Genomic DNA, 21,273 nt, shown 5'->3' on the forward strand with positions numbered 1-21,273 from the left:
CGGGCAGTCCTTATTCTGAAAACGGCGTCATTCCACCTGCCACTTCTTGACGATCTGCGTGAGCGTGCCGTCGGCCTTGATCTTTTTGATGCCGGCATTCAACTGCTCCAGCGTGGCCGTGTCGCCCTTGCGCACGACAAAGCACAACTGGCCTTTCACCGAAGGCTGATATCCGCTGACGAGGCGCAGTTGCGGATTCGGATTGTGCTGAAGCTGATAGGCAATGATCGGATGATCGCCGAAGCCCGCTTTGATACGGCCCAATGCGACGTCGCGCATGATGTCGGCGACCGAATCGTAAGTGCGGACTTCCTTGAAGATGCCCTTCTTGTTCAAGGCGTCGACGAACGCGGTGCCGACCTGCGCGCCGACGATCTCGCCCTTGAGATCGTCCATGGACGTGTACTGACCTTTGTCGTCGGCGCGAACGATCAGGCCTTCGCCGTACGAATAGACCGTATCGGAGAAATCGACGACCTGTTCGCGCGCTGGCGTCTTCAGCATGGCTGCTGAAATGATGTCGATCTTTTTGGTGGTCAGCGACGGAATCAGCGACGAGAACGTGGTCTGCTCGATCTTCACATCGAAGCCCGCCGCCTTGCCCGTTGCCGTGATCGCATCGACCAGCAGCCCCTGGATCGAATTGCTCTTCACGTCGAGAAAGGTGAACGGCACGCCGGTGGCCGTCGAACCGACCTCGTAGGTGGTGGCGGCAACCGACCAGGCCGGCGCGCCGGCGAGCAGCAATCCTGTTGCAAAGACACTAGCGAAGCGTTTGGCGAACTGGAACATGAGTCTCTCCACGGAGTTGGCGAGGGCCGACAGGAATATCGGCCACCATCGGTCTAACTATGATATTCGAATCAAAAATATCGACTAACGGAAATTGCGTATCGATATTCGATATGCTAGTCTCGATGCTACGCCTAAACAATTGGGTAATTCCATGACACGCAAGACGCCCGACGCGCCGCCGGAAGCCTCTCCGGAACCGGATGAGACGCCGGATGCGCTGTTCAATCAGTCGCTGGAGAAGGGAATCGCGGTGCTACGCGCGTTCAGCGCGCAGCGCCGGTCGATGACGCTGCCCGAAGTCGCGGAAGCGACGTCGATTACCAAAAGCTCTGCGCAGCGCATGATCTACACGCTGGAGAAGCTCGGCTACGTGAGAAAGCATCCGCGTACGAAGCGGTATCAGCTCGCGCCGCGTGTGATGCAAATCGGTTTCAACTATCTTGCCGCCGACACGCTGATCGACGTCGCCAACCCGTTTCTGTCCGAACTCACCAATGTCACCGGGGAGACCACCAATCTGACCGAGCCGGACGGCGTCGACATGGTCTACGTTGCACGCTTCGTCTGTACGAAGTTCGTGCCCATTCATATGCCGATAGGCAGCCGTATTCCGATGTACTGCACGGCGTCGGGGCGGGCTTATCTCGCGGCGCTGCCGGACGACGAGTCACGCGCGCTGCTGGTGGCCAGCGATCGCGTGACGCACACGCAGTACACCGTCACGGATCTCGAGGAGATCGGCACGCGTCTTGTGCTTGGGCGGCGCAATGGTTATGCGTCGAACCGCGAGGAGTTGTTTATCGGCGATATGACCATCGCGGCGGCGGTGCTCGACGGCGAGCGCCGCCCGGTCGGCGCGGTTCACGTCGTCGCGCCGACGAGCCGCTGGACGCTGGCGGACGCCGAAGCGCGGCTGGCGCCGGCGGTGATCGATTGCGCGCGTGGTATCAGTAGTTCGATCAGGACACTGGTTTGAAATGACGTGTCGTGTGCGGCGCTTGGGGCTACGCTACAGAATGTTCACCGTAGCGTGACTGTGCTCGCATCCTGCTGGCCTGAAGAAGAAGCCGACGGAAACACCATCCCTCCTTCGGCCTCGCTCCAGCGCGCGACCCATTCGGGCAACGCCGGCGATGACTGCGTCACGCCGGAAAGTTGCATCAGCTCGGCGGTCGTCACGACACCACCGCTTCGCTTCAGAAAGCGTGCTCGCACGACGGCCAGCGCGACTTGTGCATCGTCGCGCACGAAGCCTTGTTCGATGAAGATGTGTTTCTCATCCCAGCCGATCACACGGGTCCGAACGTCATAGCGATTGCCGAGTTCGAGCGAGCGGTGAAAACGCATCGTTTCCAGTGTGACGACCGGATACCAGCCTTGTGCCTTCAATTGACGCCACAAGCCGCTGCGCATCATCAGATCGACGCGTGCCAGATCGAGGATCGTGAAATAACGGCCGTTGTTCATGTGAAGCAATACATCCAGGTCATTCAACCAGACGCGAAACGGCGTGACGCACGTATCGAGCACATGCAAGCGGCTGCGGCGACGGCTGGTGAATATCAGAAGCAACAAACGAAGTAGCAGACTCATGCGAAAACCCGTTGATCATGACGCGCCGCGCGCGGCGGGCAAACGTGCATGGTAGACGCGCGCGTGGGAGACGGGACGCGGGTGATGGGCAAATCTATAGAGCGCCTATTCGAAAACGAGCGGCTGCGGTTGAAGCGCTCGTCGCAACTTCGCGCACTGGCTTGCTCCGGGTCGAGCGAGCCGGGGCCGAGCCTCTCCCCCTCAATCATCCGCTGACGGACTACGCGACGTCTCCTTGCTCGCCAGCATCGCCACGAGCGCGACGCCCGCCGCGCCGATCAACCGCGTGGCGACGAGCGGCATCGTCTTGCGGCCGGCCCGGTCGGAGAGTTTCCGCATTAGAAAAGCGGTTGATATTTATTCGTGGGCAGCGTGAGATCGTAGGAGACGATAACCGCTTCGAATTTTCGTTGATATTCAGCGATGAGGGCGTGCGCCTTCGCAGCCGCTTCGTTACAGTCTGAGGTGCCCAGGCTTTTGCGATAGGCATCGACGGCGTACTTACCATTCGCTTGGCGGGGCCATGGATGTTCACATCTTTGGGCACAACAATGCGCAGGTGGCACACGGAACCGCGAAGGCTAACGCCAGCAGGAAGAGTAACGGGCATGTCGGTCATCTCCGTAGATTCGCACAGCGGATTGACACACTCCACAGACACAGCCGTAAACGAGAAAGCCCGGTGAGCCTTGTCAGCATTGGCTTCTCCAATACTGGCTTGACTTACCGGGCTATGTCTCTTGGTCGGGGCGAGAGGATTTGAACCTCCGACCACCTGCACCCCATGCAGGTACGCTACCAGGCTGCGCTACGCCCCGAACAGCACAAAATTATAACAGACACTTTATTCGATTAGAACCGCCATCTGCCAACAAAGGCGACTAGTGCCCCAACAAATCGATTACGTGCAGCAATTCTTTACGCAACTGCTCGACGTCCACCGCCGCGGCTGCAGTGGTTGCCGCCGGCACCACGGCGCCCTCGCCTTCATCGACCAGATCGCCCGGCGCACCGTGCGCCCCGCCGCCGTGTGAATCGAGCCGGTTGCGCGCGCCGTTGATCGTGAAACCCTGCTCATACAACAACTCACGAATCCGCCGGATCAACAGCACCTCGTGATGCTGGTAGTAGCGACGATTGCCGCGCCGCTTGACCGGCCTCAACTGCGTGAACTCCTGTTCCCAGTAGCGCAGGACATGCGGTTTCACACCGCATAGTTCGCTGACCTCACCAATCGTGAAGTAGCGCTTCGCCGGAATCGGAGGCAAGACGACTTTTTCGATCGTCGCTGTCATCGTCAGTTAGCCGTCGTGGTGGGTTGCGCAGGAACGCGCCAGTCGGTTAGCGCGTGAAGCTCGCTTCAGCGCCGTTCTCGACCAGTGCTTTCAGCTTTTGACTTGCATGGAACGTCACAACACGGCGCGCGGCGATCGGAATCGCCTCGCCGGTCTTCGGGTTTCTGCCGGGACGCTGGGGTTTGTCGCGCAACTGAAAGTTGCCGAACCCCGACAGCTTCACGCTGTCGCCACTCTCCAGCGCGTCGCGGATCACCTCGAAAAACGCTTCGACCATGTCTTTCGCTTCCCGCTTGTTGAGTCCGACATTGTCGAACAGCAACTCAGCAAGTTCCGCCTTGGTAAGCGTCGGCGTTTCAGTGGAAACGACGGCGGGTGATGTCGGAATTTCGCGAATCATGGCGCTGCGTTGCGCCGTAAGAAGGGCTTCGAAATCACTCGAGTTCATTTCATTCATATCTATCAAATGGCGCGCCAAGCAGAAAACAATGGATGCGGAAACAGCCGTGCAATTGTTAAATGCGGGTTATCCGCGCAACCGTGCGCCATATACTCGAGCCAGACGTTCCACCAGAGTTTGAATAGCCAGATCGACCGTTTCATCCTGAAGGGTTCCGCCAGTATCTTGCAAGGTCACACGGAACGCAAGGCTTTTCTCGTGAGCGCCCAGACCACCGGAAGTGTTTGATTTTGGACGGAATTCGTCGAAAAGCACAACCTTCTGAACAGTCTTGCAGGCGGGTTCGGACTGGGCCTTCTGAAGCTCATCCAGCAGTGCCTGAGCCTCGATTTTCTGATCGACGACCACCGCAATATCACGACGCACCGGCTGAAATTTAGACACCTCAGACGGAATGGGCAATACGCGCTGCATTAATGCTTCCGCTTCGATTTCAAACAGAATCGGCGCAAGCGGTAAATCATATTTTTGCATCCAGCGCGGATGCAATTCGCCAATCCAGCCAACTGCGCGGCCATTCAGTTCGATACGCGCGCTGCGTCCCGGATGCAATGCCGGATGTTCCGCTTTAACGAAGCGCGCGACCGCCGGTGCCAGCACGGCTTCCAGATCGCCCTTCACGTCGAAGTAGTCGACCGTGCGCGTCGCCGCGCCCCACTGCTCTTCGAGCGCGGGACCGTACGCGAGGGCGCCGATCATTTTCGGCTGCGCGAAACCTTCGACTGTCAGCTCGCCGGCCTTGATCGACGGATCGTGCAGGAACACGCGGCCGGCTTCGAACACGCGCACGCGATCCGCCGCGCGGCGGTTCAGATTCGTACGCAGCACGTGGATCAGGCTGCCGAACAGCGTGGTGCGCATCACCGACAACTGGCTTGCAATCGGGTTCAGCAAACGTACCGGCTTGTCGTTGCCGGCAAAGTCCTGCTCCCACTCCGCATCGACGAAACTGAAGTTCACCGTTTCCGCGTAGTCGCGCGCGGCGAGCGCGTGACGGATCACGTGGATCGAGCGCTGCGTTTCGTTGGTCGCGCGCATTTCGCTGGTCGCGACCGGCGGACGCGCCGGAATTTTCTCGAAGCCATAGATGCGCGCGACTTCTTCGATCAGGTCTTCTTCGATTTCGATATCGAAGCGATACGACGGCGGCATCACCGAGAACGTGTCTTCACTGCGCTCGAACGACAGGCCGAGGCGCGTGAAAATCTGCGCGATTTCGTCGGCGTCGATCTTGATGCCGATGATGCGATTCGCACGCGACACACGCATCTTCACGGGCTCGCGCTTCGGCACGTTGACGATCTGATCGTCGACCGGACCGGCTTCGCCGCCGCAGATGTCGAGAATCAGTTGCGTGATGCGTTCGATATGTTCGACGGTGGTCGCGTAGTCGACGCCGCGCTCGAAGCGATGGCCGGCGTCGGTCGAGAAGTTGTATTTGCGCGAGCGGCCGCGGATGCTGTCGGGCCACCAGAAGGCGGCTTCGAGATAGATGTTGGTGGTGTCGAGCGTGACGGCCGTGCTGTCGCCGCCCATGATGCCCGCGAGACTTTCGATGTGCTGCTCATCGGCGATCACGCCGACGGTTTCATCGAGCTCGACGGTATTGCCGTTCAGCAGCTTGAGCGTCTCGCCCTTACGGCCCCAGCGAACGTCCATGCCACCGTGGATCTTGTCCAGATCGAACACGTGCGACGGACGGCCCAACTCGAGCATCACATAGTTCGAGATATCGACGAGCGCGGAGATGCTGCGCTGACCCGAACGCTCCAGACGCTCGACCATCCAATGCGGTGACTTGGCGTGTGCATTCACGCCACGAATCACGCGACCCGAGAACCGGCCGCACAGATCAGGCGCCGAGATTTTGACGGGCAGCGTCTCGTTGAGTTTGACTTCGACCGGTTTGATTTCCAACGGACGCAACGGCGCGCCGGTAATTGCCGAGGTCTCGCGCGCCACGCCGAACACCGACAGGCAGTCTGCCTTGTTCGGCGTCAGCTTGATTTCGAAAACCGTGTCGTCGAGATTGAGCGTTTCGCGGATGTCCTGGCCGATCGGCGTATCTTCCGGCAGGATCATCAGGCCGCTATGATCTTCGGAGAGCTTCAGTTCGCGTGCCGAGCACAGCATGCCCTGGCTTTCCACGCCGCGCAGCTTCGAGAGCTTGATCGCGAACGGCGCGCCGCCTTCTTCGGCGGGCGGCAGTTGCGCGCCCACCAACGCGACCGGCACCTTGATGCCCGGCGCCACGTTCGGCGCACCGCACACGATGTTCAGCGTCGCGCCCGTGCCGGCGTCGACCTGACACACGTTGAGCTTGTCCGCGTCCGGGTGCTTGACGACTTCCAGCACCTGGCCGACAACGATCTTCGAGGTCGGCGGCGCGGCCGGCCGCAGGTCTTCGACTTCGAGACCCGCCATCGTCAACGCGTGCGACAGTTCGTTGGTCGTCAGTTGCGGGTCGACAAAGGTTCTCAGCCAGGATTCCGGGAATTGCATGGTTCTGTGTACGTTCTGATCAGGTTAGGTCCACGTCCGGCAATGTTTCGACTCGGCGCGCTGTTCATGCGAGCGATTCATCGAACATTGCCGGGGACGCTGTGGCGGCATGTACTGCATACCTTGCCGCACTCTATGCTCGTCGCGTTCGACCGCGCCGGTTCAGGCGAATTGACGCAGGAAACGCAGGTCGTTTTCGAAGAACAGACGCAGGTCTTGCACGCCATAACGCAACATGGTGAGCCGCTCGAGGCCGCTGCCGAAAGCAAAGCCGATGTAACGGTCCGGGTCGAGGCCCATGTTGCGGATCACCGTGGGGTGAACCTGGCCCGAGCCCGAAATTTCGAGCCATTTGCCGGCGTTCTTGCCCGTTTCGAACAACATGTCGATCTCGGCCGACGGTTCGGTGAACGGAAAATACGACGGACGGAAGCGCACGAGAATGTCGTCGCGCTCGAAGAACTTCTTGAGGAAGTCGGTGTAGACGCCCTTCAGATCCGCGAAGCTGATGTTCTCGTCGATCCACAGGCCTTCGACCTGGTTGAACATCGGCGAATGCGTCGCGTCGCTGTCCACGCGATACGTGCGGCCCGGCACGATCACCTTGATAGGCGGCGTGTTGGTGCGCGCGTAGCGAACCTGCATCGGGCTGGTATGCGTGCGCAGCAGCAGTTGGCGGCCGTCGGCATCTTTGCCGTCGACGTAGAAGGTGTCCTGCATGGAACGCGCCGGATGATTTTCCGGGCTGTTCAGCGAGGTGAAGTTGTACCAGTCGGTTTCGATTTCGGGGCCGTCGGCCACGTCGAATCCAATCGTACGGAAAATCTGTTCGACCCGCTCCCACGTGCGCATCACCGGGTGCAGGCTGCCTGCGCCGGTGCCGCGGCCCGGCAGCGTCACGTCGATGGCTTCAGCGGCGAGGCGCTGATTCAGCAGCACGTCGGCCAGCGCCTGACGGCGCGCGGTCAGTGCGGCTTCCACTTGTTGCTTGACGAGGTTGATCCGTGCGCCTTCGGACTTGCGCGTTTCGGGATCGAGTTTGCCGAGGCCCTTCAATAGCTCGGTCAGCGCACCCGATTTGCCGAGAAAGCGTGCTTTCTCGTTCTCGAGGGTGGTGACGTCGGAGGCTTCTGCGAAGGCTTTTTGCGCGTCGGCGACAATCTGGTCCAGATCCATTGATCCCATCATTTCAACGTCAGTGTTCAATCGAAGCAAAACTGGTTCTACCAACAAAAACGGGGCTCGGTGAGGAGCCCCGTTTTTGCTGCAGCGTCACCGAGACTACCGGATGTTCGCTGCAACGAACCACGCAGTTTTAATTGCCAGAAGCGCAATCAGGCTGCAACGGCGGCTTTCACCTGCTGAACGATCGCAGCAAAAGCAGCCTTGTCGAACACAGCCATGTCGGCCAGCACCTTGCGGTCGAGTTCGATCGAAGCCTTCTTCAGGCCGTTGATGAACACGCTGTACGTCATGTCGTGCTGACGCACCGCCGCGTTGATACGCGTGATCCACAATGCACGGAACACACGCTTCTTGTTGCGGCGATCGCGGTAGGCGTATTGGCCTGCACGCATGACCGCCTGCTTGGCGATGCGATAGACGTTATTGCGACGGCCGCGGTAACCCTTGGCCAGCTTGATGATCTTCTTGTGACGGGCCCGTGCGGTAACCCCACGTTTTACTCGAGGCATGTCTTGCTCCTATGAGTGTCGGTTAAGGGTTAAGCGAACGGCAGCATTGCGCGCACGGAGTTCATATCTGCATCATGAACTGCCGTCGAACCGCGCAAATGGCGTTTGTTCTTGGTGGTCTTCTTGGTAAGAATGTGGCGCTTGAAGGCTTGACCGCGCTTGACGGTACCGCCCGGACGCACCACGAAGCGCTTTGCAGCACTCTTCTTGGTCTTCATCTTCGGCATGACAACTCCATTATTTGATGGATATGGGTGTGCGGTCGGCCATTGGCCATTACCCGCCCTTCGAAACCCACTCCACTTGGTATGCAGACCGCCTGAACTGCCGACAGCCGCTTTTCGGGAAACGACGCGCATTGTACACACGTCGTTCCGAAACCTGCTGACACAGCACCGGACACCCGGCGCCGCGTCGTTCAATCTTTTCACAAACAGAACGCGCGCCACACGGCGCGCCGCTGCTCTGATTGCTTACTTCTTTTTCTTCGGAGCGAGCACCATGATCATCTGGCGCCCTTCCATTTTCGGCATCTGCTCGACCTGACCGACTTCGTCGAGGTCCGTGCGCAGGCGCTCGAGCATGCGCATACCGATTTCCTGGTGAGCCATTTCGCGGCCACGGAAACGCAACGTGATTTTCGTCTTGTCGCCGTCGTCGAGGAAGCGGATGAGGTTGCGCAGCTTGACGTTGTAGTCGCCGTCGTCCGTGCCCGGGCGGAATTTGACTTCCTTGACCTGGACGATCTTCTGCTTCAGCTTGGCCTCGTGTTGCTTCTTCGCTTCCGAGTACTTGAACTTGCCGTAGTCCATCAAGCGGCAAACCGGCGGAACCGCTTGCGGAGCAATTTCGACCAGATCCACGTCTTGCTGTTCCGACATGCGGAACGCATCAGCGAGTTTCACAATGCCGAGCGGTTCGTTCTCGACGCCGACCAGACGCACCTCGGGTGCCGTAATTTCACCGTTGATGCGGTGCGCAGACTTATCAGTAGCGATGTTACGTTTCCTCTAAAAATTAAAAAAACGAGCCGGGCTGCCAAGTGGCTCAATTGAACGACTGCACATCCTGGCGCAGACGCTCAATGAAAGTGTCGGGAGGCATCACACCCAGATCGACACCACCACGGGCACGCACGGCTACCGTTTGGGCTTCACGCTCTTTGTCGCCGACCACAAGCAGGTACGGCACCTTTTCCAGCGTGTGCTCACGTATTTTATAGCTAATCTTCTCGTTGCGCAAATCGGCCTCTACTCTAACCCCTTGTTTTTGCAACGATTGGGCTAAAGATTGCGCATATTCGGCCTGACTTTCCGCGATATTCATCACCACGACCTGCATCGGCGCGAGCCATGCGGGCATTGCACCGGCATGGTGCTCGATCAGAATGCCGAGGAAACGCTCCATTGATCCGACGATTGCCCGATGCAGCATGATCGGACGGCGGCGGCTGTTGTCTTCAGCGACGTACTCGGCGCCCAGACGCTCCGGCAGCACCATATCGAGCTGCAGCGTGCCGCATTGCCACGAGCGGCCAAGCGCGTCCTTGATGTGGTACTCGACCTTCGGGCCATAGAACGCGCCCTCGCCCGGCAACTCTTCCCACGTCACGCCGCAGGCCGTCAGCGCCTCGCGCAGGCCCTGCTCCGCGCGATCCCACGTTTCGTCCGTACCGGCGCGCGCGTCCGGGCGCAGCGACAGCTTGATCTCGACGTTGTCGAAGCCGAAGTCTTTATAGACGCTCATCGCCAGCGTATTGAACGCGATCGATTCGCTGATGAACTGGTCTTCGGTACAGAAAATATGCGCGTCGTCCTGCACGAAACCGCGCACGCGCATCAGGCCGTGCAACGCGCCCGACGATTCATTACGGTGGCACGAGCCGAATTCCGCGTAACGCAACGGCAGATCGCGATACGAGCGCAGACCGTGGTTGAACACCTGCACGTGACCCGGGCAGTTCATCGGCTTGATTGCGTAGTCGCGCTTTTCCGATTCCGTCGTGAACATGTTTTCACGATAGTTCTGCCAGTGGCCCGACGCTTCCCAGAGCGAGCGGTCCATGATCATCGGCGTCTTGATTTCGAGGTAGCCTGCGTCGTTCACGCGACGGCGCATGTACTGCTCGACCTGCTGCCACAGCGTCCAGCCGCGCGGATGCCAGAACACCATGCCCGGCGATTCGTCCTGCATGTGAAACAGATCGAGTTGCTTGCCGAGCTTGCGGTGATCGCGCTTCTCTGCCTCTTCGAGCATGTGCAGATACGCTTCCTGGTCTTCCTTTTTCGTCCAGGCCGTACCGTAGATGCGCTGCAGTTGTTCGTTCTTCGAATCGCCGCGCCAGTAAGCGCCCGCGACCTTCATCAGCTTGAAGACTTTCAGCTTGCCGGTGGACGGCACGTGCGGGCCGCGGCACAGATCGGTGAAGCCGCCGTGCGAGTACAGCTTGATGTCGTCGGTAGCGGGAATCGATTCGATGATCTCGGCCTTATACTTTTCGCCGATGCTCTTGAAGTAGTCCACCGCTTCGTCGCGCGACACCACGCGGCGCGAAACCGGCTCGTCTTTCTTCGCGAGTTCCTGCATGCGCTTTTCGATCTTCTCGAGATCTTCAGGCGTGAAGGGGCGGTTGTACGCGAAGTCGTAGTAGAAGCCGTTGTCGATGACCGGGCCGATCGTGACCTGCGCTTCCGGATACAAATCCTTCACCGCGTACGCGAGCAAGTGCGCCGTGGAGTGGCGGATGATATCGAGACCGTCTGCGTCTTTCTCGGTGACGATGGCCAACGCCACGTCGTGATCAATCAACGCGGACGTATCGACCAGCTCACCGTCGATCTTGCCGCCGAGCGCGGCTTTCGCGAGGCCGGGGCCGATCGAGGCGGCCACTTCGGCGACGGTCACCGGATGCTCGTACTGTCGAACAGAACCGTCAGGCAGACGTATCGAAACCATTGCGTTCTCCGTGGTGCCGACCGGCGGCGGCACATACAACCAGGTCAAAAAAACAAAAAAAATGCGGCCCCGCTTTCGAGGGGCCGCATTCACATTTCCTGCTAACTACAGTGGCGAAAGTGGTCCTCGACTAGCGTCGCTCCGAAGTAGTTTCGGTCAACGTTCGCGGTGTCATAACCGTATTCGCCTTTTGCGCCAAAGGCGCTTACTGCAGCTTGCGAAACCCCGGCAAGACCGGAATTTCTCTTTCGTTGGTAGGCTCGATTGGACTCGAACCAACGACCCCCACCATGTCAAGGTGGTGCTCTAACCAGCTGAGCTACGAGCCTGAAGAAACGAGATTATATGGAGCGCCACACTGCTTGGCAAGTACTTTTATGCACCGACTTTAAATTTCTACTCACGCGCTCATGCATGCCCAGAAGATACCTCGACTGGCCATGCGTTCGCCGCACACTCATCAACTCTTGCGTGAAGCGCGCACCACGCCCGTGACTTCGCCGAGCAGCGTACACGCGCGCTGAATCTGCGCCGCGCTCGACACCTCGACGGTAAATTGCATGAACGCGGCGTTACGTCGCGTCTGCGTTTTCACGCCGATCACGTTCATCTTCTCGCGCGCGAACACTTCGGAAATATCGCGCAGCAGGCCCTGCCGATCCGTTGCATCGATCGAGAGATCGACCGGATAGACCGACTGGCCACGGCCGCTCATCACCTCCGCCGACCACGCCGTTTGCAACACGCGCTCGGGCGCCCGGTCCGCCATGCGCAGAAACGTCGGGCAATCGCTGCGGTGAATGGACATGCCTTTGCCGCGCGTAACAAAGCCGCAGATATCGTCGGGCGGCGCGGGCCGGCAGCAGCGCGCGAGTTGCGTGAGCAACGCATCCACGCCGACCACCAGCACGCCCGTGGACGCTCCACGCGCCACGCTCGCGCCGCTGCTACGCTTCTCGAACTGCTCCGGCGCTTCGACCACCGGTTCCGGCGGCGGCGCATCATGCAGCGCCTGCTCGACGAGCCGCAAACTGAATTCTTCCTTGCCCACCACCGAGAACAGATCGTCGGTGGTCTTGAAGCCGAGCTTGGCCGCGAGCTGATCCAGATTGACCGACGTCTTGCCCTCGCGTTGCAAGGTCTTTTCGACCATCGCACGGCCGCTCGCGATATGTTCCTGCAGTTCGACCGCATTGAACCAGGCGCGCACCTTCTGCCGCGCTCGCGGACTTTGCAGATAGCCGAGTTGCGGGTTGAGCCAGTCGCGCGACGGACCGCCCTCCTTCACCGCGACGATCTCCACCGTCTGACCGTTTTGCAAAGGCGTGTTCAGCGGCACCATCGCGCCGTCGACGCGCGCGCCCCGGCAACGGTGCCCCAACTCGCTATGCAAGTGGTACGCGAAATCGACAGGCGTGGCGCCGTGCGGCAACGGGATCACCCGGGCCTGCGGCGTCAGCACATAGATGTGGTCGTCGTCGAGCGTGGCCTGGCGCAGTTGTTCCCACGGCTGCGATGCGCGCTTCTCACCGTGCTCGCCTTCGGAGACTTCGTCCTTCCACGCGAGCAATTGACGCAGCCACGCGATCTTCTCGTCGTACTTCTCGTTGGCGGCGAACTGGCCGCCGTAGCCGCGCGTGCCGGCTTCCTTGTAACGCCAATGCGCGGCCACGCCGTATTCGGCGAACTGATGCATTTCCTGCGTACGGATCTGCACTTCGAACGCGCGGCCATCGTCGCCGATCACCACCGTGTGCAGCGACTTGTAGCCATTAGGCTTCGGTCGTGAGATGTAGTCGTCGAACTCTTTCGGCACCGGTTGCCACAGGTTGTGCACGATGCCGAGCACCGTGTAGCAATCCTTGATGTCCGGCACGATCACGCGAAACGCTCGCACGTCGTAAAGCTCGGCGAAGTCCAGCTCCTTGCCGCGCATCTTGCGCCAGATGCTGTAGATATGTTTCGGCCTACCACTCACTTCCGCACGAATATTCGCTGCGGCCAATTCCTTTTGCAGGCGCTCGATAGCCTGCGCGACATAGCTCTCGCGCTCGACGCGTTTCTCGTCGAGCAACTTGGCGATGCGCTTATATGTGACCGGCTCTTCGAAGCGTAATGCGAGATCCTCGAGTTCCCACTTCAACTGCCAGATGCCCAGGCGATTGGCGAGCGGCGCATAGATATCGAGCGTCTCGCGCGCCACGTCCGGCGAAGGCGTGATTTTCGCCGCCGCGTAGTAACGCAGCGACTGCAGTCGCGACGCGAGCCGGATCAGCACCACCCGGATATCCTGCGCGAAGGCGAGCAGCATCTTGCGCAGCGCCTCGACCTGCGCGCGGCGCGCGGCTTGCGCATCGCGCCCGGCTTCGGGCATGGCATTCTGTGCGGCACGCAAGCTCACGGTGCCGAGACGCAACAACTTGCGCACGTCGCCGACCAGTTGCGCAACTTCTTCGCCGAAGTTGTCGGCGATCACGCGCTCCGGGTCCTGCAGATGCGGCGTCAATGCAAACAGCGCCGCCGCCAGCACCGCCGGCGGATCGACGTTGAGCTTGCGCATGATCGACGCCGTACCCGCCGCGTGATCCGCCAGCATTTCGCCCGACGACAGCCGCACCTCGCCCGCATGTTCGCGCACGAACGCCATCGCTTCATCGAATGAAGGAAGGGGGTTCGGCGCGTTAGTAACGGTTTCGGTATTCATGGTGCGACGGCCCACCGGGCCAGGCGATTCAACGGAAATTCAACTACGCGTGCACGACTTAGTCGCGCTGCGCCGCGACCACGCAGATTTCAACCAGGCACTTCGGATTGGCGAGCTTTGCTTCGACCGTAGCGCGCGGCGGCGTGGCGCCTTGTGCGACCCACTCGTCCCACACCGCGTTCATGCCCGCGAAATGCACCATGTCCGAGATGTAGATCTGCACCGACAGCAAGTGCGACTTGTCGCTGTTCACTTCGCCCAGCAGACGGTCGATATGGCCGAGCACTTCGCGCGTCTGACCCGTGATGTCCTGATCCGCGTCTTCAGCGATCTGGCCCGCGAGGTACACGGTGCCGTTGTGCACGGCGATTTCCGAGAGGCGCTTGCCGATGTGGTGACGAATGACTGCCATGACGAATCCTGAGTTGGTTTGAAAATTGATCGGAGATGCGTTCCGCATGGCGCCCCACTGAGGACGCCGCGCGGAACTGCATATTATGACGCGTCGGCGGCCGGTCCGATAAAGAACTGCCGCGCGATGTCGATCTGCTCGGCCGACAGAAACGCCGGCGCGTGTCCGACACCGGCGATTTCCGCGCTCGACACCGCGCGCCCGGTCTCGATCATCTTCGCGACGGTTTCACGCGAGAGCAGATCGGATAGCTCGCCGCGCACCACCAGCACCGGCCCCTGAAACGAGGCCAGCGAATGCCACAGCGCGGCCTCGCCGAGTTTGGCCGCTTCTTCGGTGATCGCGGTAAAAGGCTGCGCGATCCGCGGGTCGTAACGGAACAGCCACTTGCCGTCCTGTTCGTGCAGAAGCGGCGTGTTGATCTCGCGCCACTCGTCTGGCGTGAGCGGGCCAAAAGTCTGCGCGAGCAAGGCTGCGTAATCGATACCTTGCTGCAGCGTTTCAAACTGCACGGGCTTGCCCAAATAATCGCCGATGCGTTGTACCGCAGCCGGCTCCAGATGCGGACCGACATCGTTCAGCAACATCTTGCCGATCGGCGTTTCGGGCAAGCCGGCCAGTCCAAGCCCAATCAGGCCGCCCATCGACGTGCCGAACCAGTCGATCGTCTCGACGTTCAGGCGCGCGATCAGCGTGACGATGTCGGCGACGTATTGCGGCACCGTATAGAAGTTGGGGTTGGCGAGCCACGATGACAAGCCCCGCCCCGCGACATCCGGGCACACCACGCGGTAAGTGCCGGCGAATTCCTCCGCGAGGCGGTCGAAGTCACGCCCTGAACGGGTCAAGCCGTGCACGCACAGCAACACGCGCGGATTGGCCGGGTCGCCCCACTCGGTGTAGGCAACGCGATGCAAGCCTCCAGCGCTCGCGCACTGCACGTAGCGTTGACGCGGCGCAAGCCGACCGGCGGTGGAAGCGGACGTGATTTCGGTCATCTGGGTTCCTTGCAAAAGCGCTGCGGGTTCGGCATGGGCACAGCAGGGATCGACGTGCGTTCAATCTTCAAACGATTGTAAACCGCTTTGCCGCGCGGCAAGAGTCGGCCAGATGGCATAGGACGGCTCCGAACGAATGTCCTGCGCACAAAAGAAAGCGGGCGAGACTCACGCCTCGCCCGCCTTGGAACCGCCTCGCGGCCGCCTGCCGCTCACACCAGCCGCATCTGGCCGCCAGCGGCCTCAAACAGCCTCGAACCGCTTCAGCTGGCCTCGCCGCACGCCATTCAGCTAACCGCGCTCACATCGAGCGGCGCGCCCGTCTTCGCCTTGATTTCCTCGACGCTCACGCCCGGCGCCAGTTCGGTCACCTTGAGCCCGTTGTCCGTGACTTCGATCACGCCGAGATCGGTGATGATCTGGTCGACCACGCCCACGCCCGTGAGCGGCAGCGTGCATTCTTCGAGGATCTTGTGCTGGTCGCCCTTCGCGACGTGCTCCATCAGCACGACCACGCGCTTGACGCCCGCAACCAGATCCATTGCACCGCCCATGCCCTTGATCATCTTGCCCGGGATCATCCAGTTGGCCAGGTCGCCCTTCTTGCTGATCTGCATGGCGCCGAGAATCGCCAGATTGATGTGGCCGCCGCGAATCATCGCGAACGAGTCCGCCGACGAAAAAATCGACGAGCCCGGCAGCGTGGTCACCGTTTGCTTGCCGGCGTTGATCAGATCGGCGTCCACTTCCTCTTCGGTCGGCGACGGGCCGATGCCGAGCAGGCCGTTTTCCGACTGCAGCCACACTTCGACGCCGGGCGGGACGTGATTGGCCACCAGCGTCGGCAGGCCGATGCCGAGGTTCACATAAAAACCGTCCTGCAATTCCTTCGCCGCGCGTGCGGCCATTTCGTCACGAGTCCATGCCATGATCAGTCTCCTTTCGCGCGGACAATGCGTTGTTCAATGCGTTTTTCCGGATTCGCATTGAGCACAATGCGCTGCACGAAAATGCCAGGCGTATGGATCGCGTCCGGATCGAGTTCGCCCACTTCGAGAATCTCTTCGACTTCCGCAACGGTAATCTTGCCGGCCATCGCGCACATCGGGTTGAAGTTGCGCGCGGTGCGGCGGTAGATCAGGTTGCCCGATTTGTCGGCCTTCCATGCCTTGACCAGCGCGACGTCGGCCGTCAGCGAATGTTCGAGCACATAGTGGTTTTCGCCGAACTGGCGGGTTTCCTTACCTTCGGCGATCAGCGTGCCGTAGCCGGTATTGGTGAAGAACGCCGGAATGCCCGAACCGCCCGCGCGCAGCTTCTCGGCGAGCGTGCCTTGCGGCGTGAATTCGAGTTCGAGTTCGCCGGCCAGATACTGGCGTTCGAACTCCTTGTTCTCGCCGACATACGACGAGATCATCTTCTTGACCTGGCGCGTTTCGAGCAGCAGACCGAGGCCGAAACCGTCGACGCCCGCATTGTTGCTGATGCAGGTAATGCCCTGCACCTTCGAATCGCGCAGTGCGCCGATCAGCGCCTCCGGAATGCCGCACAGCCCGAAACCGCCGACGGCGAACGTCTGCCCGTCCTTGACGATGTCTTTCAGCGCCTCGGCGGCGCCTGGATAGACCTTGTTCATCAGTATGTCCCTTCCTTTATGGAAACCCGAAATCGGATCGTTGCGGCTGGTATGACGTTGCGCGGGCCCGCGCCCGACACGTCATTCTAGTCATCCCCGGCGGGCTGTGCGCCCAGGTTTCCCTGTGCGCCGTACAAAGCCCGCCGCGGACGGCTTCGCCGCGTTGTCATGTGCCCGAAAGAGTACGCTGGGCGCGCCATGCGGCACAATACGCAAAAATACATAAGTACTCGCCGCCAATTCATGCCCGCACTGGATTATCAAACCGCGTTCCAGCTCGCCCCGATCGGACTCGTGCTGTCGCGCGAACGGACTATCGAAGACTGTAATGACGAGCTCGCGTCGATATTCGGCTGCACGCGCGAGTCGCTGCTCGGCCAGTCGTTCCAGGTGCTGTATCCGTCGACGGACGAATTCGAGCGGATCGGCGCGCGGATTCCGCCGATCATGACCGCGCACGGCAGCTACGCGGACGACCGCATCATGAAGCGGGCCAACGGCGAATTATTCTGGTGCCACGTAACGGGCCGCGCGCAGGAGCGCGCCGACCCGCATGCGGCGGGCGTCTGGACCTTCGAGGACTTGAGCGCGACGCGGCGCGTGGCGGTCGAACTGACACCGCGCGAACGCGAAATCGCCGCGCAACTGGTGACAGGCAAAACCAGCAAGCAGATCGGCCGGGCGCTGGATATCAGCCCGCGCACCGTCGATGTCTACCGGGCGCGGCTGATGCGCAAATACGATACGGGGAACGCGACGGAGTTGTTGCAGCGCCTGCTCGGGCATTGAAGCAGCGGGCGCGTGTGTCCGGTCACTGGTTCGCGCGACGCTGAGTCGCGCTTGGGCAAGCCATCTCGGAGGCAGGCGGCAATGTGCCGCGACGTTAGCGATTGCCGCCGGTTCGCCACGAAAGCCGGCTGAAGGTCGGCTATTACGCCACCTTGACCAGCGCAGCCCGCTCGATGGTTTCGCGCAGCAAGTCCGGCACCGGCACCGACTTGCCAGCCGCGTAATCGATCCAGACGCAGCGCGCGGCACCGCGTGCATAGACGGTATTCGGATCGTCCGCGCGCACCAGCTCGAAACCCGTGTCGAAGCTGCTGCGGCCGGGCGTGGCGACCGTCATCCGGCCGATCACGTCGCCGGGATAATGCAGTTGCTTGAGAAATTCCATCGACGCATTGACGATCACCGGTCCCTGGCCGTCGGCGTTGTTACCGGCGAGGCCCAGCTGTTCGAACCAGGAAATCCGCACCTGCTCCATGTAGCGGAAATAGACCGTGTTGTTCACATGGCCGAAGGCGTCCATGTCGCCCCAGCGGATCGGCATCGACATCTCGAAAACTGCGTGAAAATCGCTCATCGTACTTCTTTATCGGGTTGAAATCAGGTTGAAGCCGGCGCGTGGACCGGCGTAGAGACAGACAGCAACATAGCGCACGCCCTCAGGCGGCACAAAGGCCCGAGTGCGTAAAACAGTTTCTTCGAACGGACGCCAATCCGGGCCCTCGCGACCTGAAAACGCGAGCGCCGGCTGCGCCGTCTTGCGTTCAGGAGAGCCCGAAGCCGTCGTCGGCGGCAATCACCGAGCCGTTGATGAACTGCGATTCGTCCGCCGCCAGCAGCAGCAGGAGCCCGTCCAGATCCTCCGGTTTGCCGACGCGGTGACGCGGCAGCATCGACACGAGCTTCTGCCCTTGCTCCGTCGACCAGTGATGATGGTTGATCTCAGTGTCGATATAGCCAGGACAGATCGCGTTCACGTTGATGCCGTGCTTGCCCCACTCGAGCGCCATGGCTTTCGTCATATGCACGACAGCCGCCTTGCTGATCGAATACAGGCCGATTTGCGGCAGCACGCGCAAACCCGCCATCGACGCGATATTGATGATGCGGTACGACGGTTTCTGCGCGCCGTTACCGCGCATGATCATGCGCTTGGCGACTTCCTGCGCGACGAAGAACGCGCCGCGCGTGTTGGTATCGAACACGTATTCGAAGTCGGCGGGCGTGACCTCCGACAGCTTCTGCGTGGTCGACACGCCCGAATTGTTCACCAGAATATCAATCGTGCCGGCCTCGGTTTCCGCATGGGCGACCGCGGATTTGATGCTCTGGTAGTCGGTCACGTCAAGCGAAACGACGTGCGCCGCGCCGCCGGAGGCCTCGATCTCGGCGCGCAACTCCTTCAGACGCTCGGTCCGCCGGCTCGCCAGCACGACCTTGGCGCCCGCCTGCGACAACACTTGAGCAAAGCGCTTTCCCAACCCGCTCGAGGCGCCGGTAATCAGCGCGACCTTGCCTTCCAGATTGATCGAACGGCCCATTGTCGTTCCTTGTTCGGTTGTTGTTACGGCTGCGGTTGACGGGTGCGGTAAGCCCGTCGCTACGGGTCATACCGTATCACAAAAATAGAACGATCGTGCTAATCTCTGCTCATCTGGTTGCAGTGCGGGTGTGCATCGCCCACAATACGAACCCGAAAAAAGCATTCTAACGGTAAGAGGAGCATCAATGACCCCCGCAAGTCTCATTGAGCAATACGGTCCACGCGAGTCGATGGAATACGACGTCGTGATCGTCGGCGGCGGCCCGGCTGGCCTGTCCGCGGCGATCCGCCTGAAGCAGCTGGCTGCTGAGAAAAGCGTCGAGATTGGCGTGTGCGTACTGGAAAAAGGCTCGGAGATCGGGGCTCATATCCTGTCGGGCGCGGTGATGGATCCGCGCGCGATCACCGAACTCATTCCCGACTGGAAGGAAAAAGGCGCGCCGCTGACGGTGGATGTGACCGAAGACAAATTCCTGTTTCTCACGGAAACCGGCTCGAAGAGCGTGCCGACCTGGGCGCTGCCGGATAACTTCAAGAATCACGGCAATTACGTCATTTCACTGGCCAATGTCACACGCTGGCTGGGTCAGCAGGCCGAGGCGCTGGGTGTCGAGATTTTCCCGGGCTTTCCTGCGGCTGAAATCCTGTACAACGACGACGGTTCGGTTAAAGGTGTCGCCACAGGCAACCTGGGCATTGGCAAGGACGGCGAGCCGACCGAAAACTTCCAGCTCGGCATGGAACTGCACGCGAAATACACGCTGTTCTGCGAAGGCGCGCGCGGTCACCTCGGTCGCCAGCTGAACGATAAATTCAAGCTGCGCGAAGGCGCCGATCCGCAGGTCTACGGTATCGGCATCAAGGAACTGTGGGAAATCGACCCGTCGAAGCACAAGCCGGGTCTGGTGATGCACACGGCCGGCTGGCCGCTGGAAAACGACACGTACGGCGGCTCGTTCCTCTATCACATGGATAACAACCAGGTGGTGGTGGGCTTCGTGGTCGGCCTCGGCTACACGAACCCGTATCTGTCGCCGTTCGAAGAATTTCAGCGCTACAAGACGCATCCGGCGATTCGCGCCGTGCTCGAAGGCGGCAAGCGCGTGTCGTATGGCGCGCGGGCCATCACGGCGGGCGGTTTGATGTCGCTGCCGAAGCTGGTATTTCCGGGCGGCGCGCTGGTGGGCGACGATGCGGGTTTCCTGAACGCGTCGCGGATCAAGGGTTCGCATGCGGCGATCAAGACCGGCATGCTGGCTGCTGAAGCGGCTTTCGACGCCGTGCAGGCAGGACGCACCAGCGACGAACTCACCGCCTATCCGGAGAGCTTCAAGACGTCGTGGCTGCACACCGAACTTCACCGTGCGCGCAACTTCAAGCAGTGGATGAGCAAGGGACTCTACCTCGGCACGCTGATGGTCGGCATCGAGCAGAAGCTGCTGGGCGGCAATGTGCCGTGGACGCTGCATCACCAGCATTGGGATCACGAGATGCTCAAGCCCGCGTCGCAATGCAAGCCGATCGTGTATCCGAAGCCGGATGGCAAGCTCACGTTCGACCGGCTGTCTTCGGTGTTCATCTCGAACACGAATCACGAAGAGAATCAGCCGGCGCATCTAACGCTGAAAGATCCGTCCGTGCCGGTGAACGTGAACTGGCAGACGTATGCCGGTCCGGAATCACGCTATTGCCCGGCGGCCGTGTACGAGTTCGTGAAAAACGACGACGGCAGCGAGCGTCTCGTGATCAACGCGCAGAACTGCGTGCACTGCAAGACGTGCGATATCAAGGACCCGACGCAGAACATCGTGTGGGTCACGCCTGAGGGCGGCGGCGGTCCGAACTATCCGAACATGTGATCGATGCTTCACTTGCCTTCGCAGCGCCTGCTTCTAAATGC

General features: G+C 60.7%; 21 protein-coding genes and 2 tRNA genes. 3 read left to right on the forward strand and 20 right to left on the reverse strand.

Translation table 11 applies throughout. The features are described from left to right. Positions 1 to 27: 27 nt before the first annotated feature. Positions 28 to 792 (reverse strand): ABC transporter substrate-binding protein, encoded by a 765-nt coding sequence (locus BPHYT_RS13590; protein WP_012433730.1) that lies wholly within the window; start codon positions 790 to 792, stop codon positions 28 to 30. Positions 793 to 946: 154 nt separating this feature from the next. Here BPHYT_RS13590 and BPHYT_RS13595 point away from each other — a divergent pair, with 154 nt between their 5' ends. After that, positions 947 to 1,771 (forward strand): IclR family transcriptional regulator, encoded by an 825-nt coding sequence (locus tag BPHYT_RS13595; protein WP_012433731.1) that lies wholly within the window; start codon positions 947 to 949, stop codon positions 1,769 to 1,771. 44 nt (positions 1,772 to 1,815) lie between these two features. Here the strand turns inward: BPHYT_RS13595 and BPHYT_RS13600 are convergent, their stop codons facing one another. The 17 genes from BPHYT_RS13600 to BPHYT_RS13675 form a co-directional block, all read right to left on the reverse strand. Continuing rightward, positions 1,816 to 2,388 (reverse strand): thioesterase family protein, encoded by a 573-nt coding sequence (locus BPHYT_RS13600; RefSeq protein WP_012433732.1) that lies wholly within the window; start codon positions 2,386 to 2,388, stop codon positions 1,816 to 1,818. A gap of 201 nt (positions 2,389 to 2,589) precedes the next feature. Then, the gene (locus tag BPHYT_RS38655) at positions 2,590 to 2,727 is read right to left on the reverse strand and encodes a hypothetical protein (RefSeq protein ID WP_012433733.1); all 138 of its coding nucleotides are present in this window, start codon (positions 2,725 to 2,727) and stop codon (positions 2,590 to 2,592) included. Between the two features lie 402 nt (positions 2,728 to 3,129). After that, positions 3,130 to 3,206: transfer RNA gene (locus BPHYT_RS13605), tRNA-Pro, on the reverse strand. A gap of 63 nt (positions 3,207 to 3,269) precedes the next feature. After that, positions 3,270 to 3,683 carry a MerR family transcriptional regulator gene (locus BPHYT_RS13610; RefSeq protein ID WP_012433734.1) on the reverse strand — a complete coding sequence of 138 codons (414 nt, stop codon included), beginning with the start codon at positions 3,681 to 3,683 and terminating at the stop codon, positions 3,270 to 3,272. 46 nt (positions 3,684 to 3,729) lie between these two features. Then, positions 3,730 to 4,140 carry an integration host factor subunit alpha gene (locus tag BPHYT_RS13615; protein ID WP_012433735.1) on the reverse strand — a complete coding sequence of 137 codons (411 nt, stop codon included), beginning with the start codon at positions 4,138 to 4,140 and terminating at the stop codon, positions 3,730 to 3,732. Between the two features lie 69 nt (positions 4,141 to 4,209). Next, positions 4,210 to 6,645, reverse strand: a complete 2,436-nt coding sequence (pheT, locus tag BPHYT_RS13620; protein ID WP_012433736.1) for a phenylalanine--tRNA ligase subunit beta — start codon at positions 6,643 to 6,645, stop codon at positions 4,210 to 4,212. Between the two features lie 162 nt (positions 6,646 to 6,807). Then, positions 6,808 to 7,821, reverse strand: a complete 1,014-nt coding sequence (pheS, locus tag BPHYT_RS13625; RefSeq protein WP_012433737.1) for a phenylalanine--tRNA ligase subunit alpha — start codon at positions 7,819 to 7,821, stop codon at positions 6,808 to 6,810. Between the two features lie 158 nt (positions 7,822 to 7,979). Further along, a complete protein-coding gene (gene rplT / locus BPHYT_RS13630) occupies positions 7,980 to 8,339 on the reverse strand; it encodes a 50S ribosomal protein L20 (RefSeq protein WP_006052502.1) in 360 nt (119 codons plus the stop codon). Between the two features lie 29 nt (positions 8,340 to 8,368). Next, positions 8,369 to 8,566, reverse strand: a complete 198-nt coding sequence (gene rpmI, locus BPHYT_RS13635) for a 50S ribosomal protein L35 (protein WP_012433738.1) — start codon at positions 8,564 to 8,566, stop codon at positions 8,369 to 8,371. Positions 8,567 to 8,812: 246 nt separating this feature from the next. Continuing rightward, positions 8,813 to 9,337, reverse strand: coding sequence for a translation initiation factor IF-3 (infC, locus tag BPHYT_RS13640; RefSeq protein WP_074263967.1), 525 nt, complete (start codon positions 9,335 to 9,337; stop codon positions 8,813 to 8,815). Between the two features lie 49 nt (positions 9,338 to 9,386). Next, positions 9,387 to 11,294 (reverse strand): threonine--tRNA ligase, encoded by a 1,908-nt coding sequence (gene thrS, locus BPHYT_RS13645; protein ID WP_012433740.1) that lies wholly within the window; start codon positions 11,292 to 11,294, stop codon positions 9,387 to 9,389. 252 nt (positions 11,295 to 11,546) lie between these two features. Further along, a tRNA-Val gene (locus tag BPHYT_RS13650) sits at positions 11,547 to 11,623 on the reverse strand. A 131-nt stretch (positions 11,624 to 11,754) separates the two neighbouring features. Beyond that, positions 11,755 to 13,998: a RelA/SpoT family protein gene (locus tag BPHYT_RS13655; protein ID WP_012433741.1), complete on the reverse strand. Its 2,244-nt coding sequence runs from the start codon at positions 13,996 to 13,998 to the stop codon at positions 11,755 to 11,757. Positions 13,999 to 14,056: 58 nt separating this feature from the next. Then, on the reverse strand, positions 14,057 to 14,410 hold the full coding sequence (locus BPHYT_RS13660) for a RidA family protein (RefSeq protein ID WP_012433742.1): 354 nt from the start codon (positions 14,408 to 14,410) through the stop codon (positions 14,057 to 14,059). Between the two features lie 83 nt (positions 14,411 to 14,493). After that, complete coding sequence (locus BPHYT_RS13665) at positions 14,494 to 15,408, reverse strand: alpha/beta fold hydrolase (protein WP_012433743.1); 915 nt, start codon at positions 15,406 to 15,408, stop codon at positions 14,494 to 14,496. Between the two features lie 287 nt (positions 15,409 to 15,695). Beyond that, positions 15,696 to 16,337, reverse strand: a complete 642-nt coding sequence (locus BPHYT_RS13670) for a CoA transferase subunit B (protein ID WP_012433744.1) — start codon at positions 16,335 to 16,337, stop codon at positions 15,696 to 15,698. 2 nt (positions 16,338 to 16,339) lie between these two features. Continuing rightward, complete coding sequence (locus BPHYT_RS13675; RefSeq protein WP_012433745.1) at positions 16,340 to 17,044, reverse strand: CoA transferase subunit A; 705 nt, start codon at positions 17,042 to 17,044, stop codon at positions 16,340 to 16,342. Positions 17,045 to 17,287: 243 nt separating this feature from the next. Between BPHYT_RS13675 and BPHYT_RS13680 the strand changes: the two genes are divergently transcribed. Then, a complete protein-coding gene (locus BPHYT_RS13680) occupies positions 17,288 to 17,833 on the forward strand; it encodes a LuxR C-terminal-related transcriptional regulator (RefSeq protein WP_012433746.1) in 546 nt (181 codons plus the stop codon). A gap of 142 nt (positions 17,834 to 17,975) precedes the next feature. Here BPHYT_RS13680 and BPHYT_RS13685 read toward each other — a convergent pair whose 3' ends face one another. Both BPHYT_RS13685 and BPHYT_RS13690 read right to left on the reverse strand, forming a co-directional pair. Further along, positions 17,976 to 18,407: an acyl-CoA thioesterase gene (locus BPHYT_RS13685; protein ID WP_041758509.1), complete on the reverse strand. Its 432-nt coding sequence runs from the start codon at positions 18,405 to 18,407 to the stop codon at positions 17,976 to 17,978. A gap of 187 nt (positions 18,408 to 18,594) precedes the next feature. Continuing rightward, positions 18,595 to 19,371 (reverse strand): SDR family oxidoreductase, encoded by a 777-nt coding sequence (locus BPHYT_RS13690; RefSeq protein ID WP_012433748.1) that lies wholly within the window; start codon positions 19,369 to 19,371, stop codon positions 18,595 to 18,597. Positions 19,372 to 19,558: 187 nt separating this feature from the next. On the opposite strand from BPHYT_RS13690, the gene BPHYT_RS13695 reads away from it, so the two are divergent. Further along, positions 19,559 to 21,232 (forward strand): electron transfer flavoprotein-ubiquinone oxidoreductase, encoded by a 1,674-nt coding sequence (locus BPHYT_RS13695; RefSeq protein ID WP_012433749.1) that lies wholly within the window; start codon positions 19,559 to 19,561, stop codon positions 21,230 to 21,232. The last annotated feature ends 41 nt before the right edge of the window (positions 21,233 to 21,273 follow it).

This window comes from Paraburkholderia phytofirmans PsJN (assembly GCF_000020125.1).
In the GTDB taxonomy this organism is placed as follows: Bacteria; Pseudomonadota; Gammaproteobacteria; order Burkholderiales; family Burkholderiaceae; genus Paraburkholderia; species Paraburkholderia phytofirmans.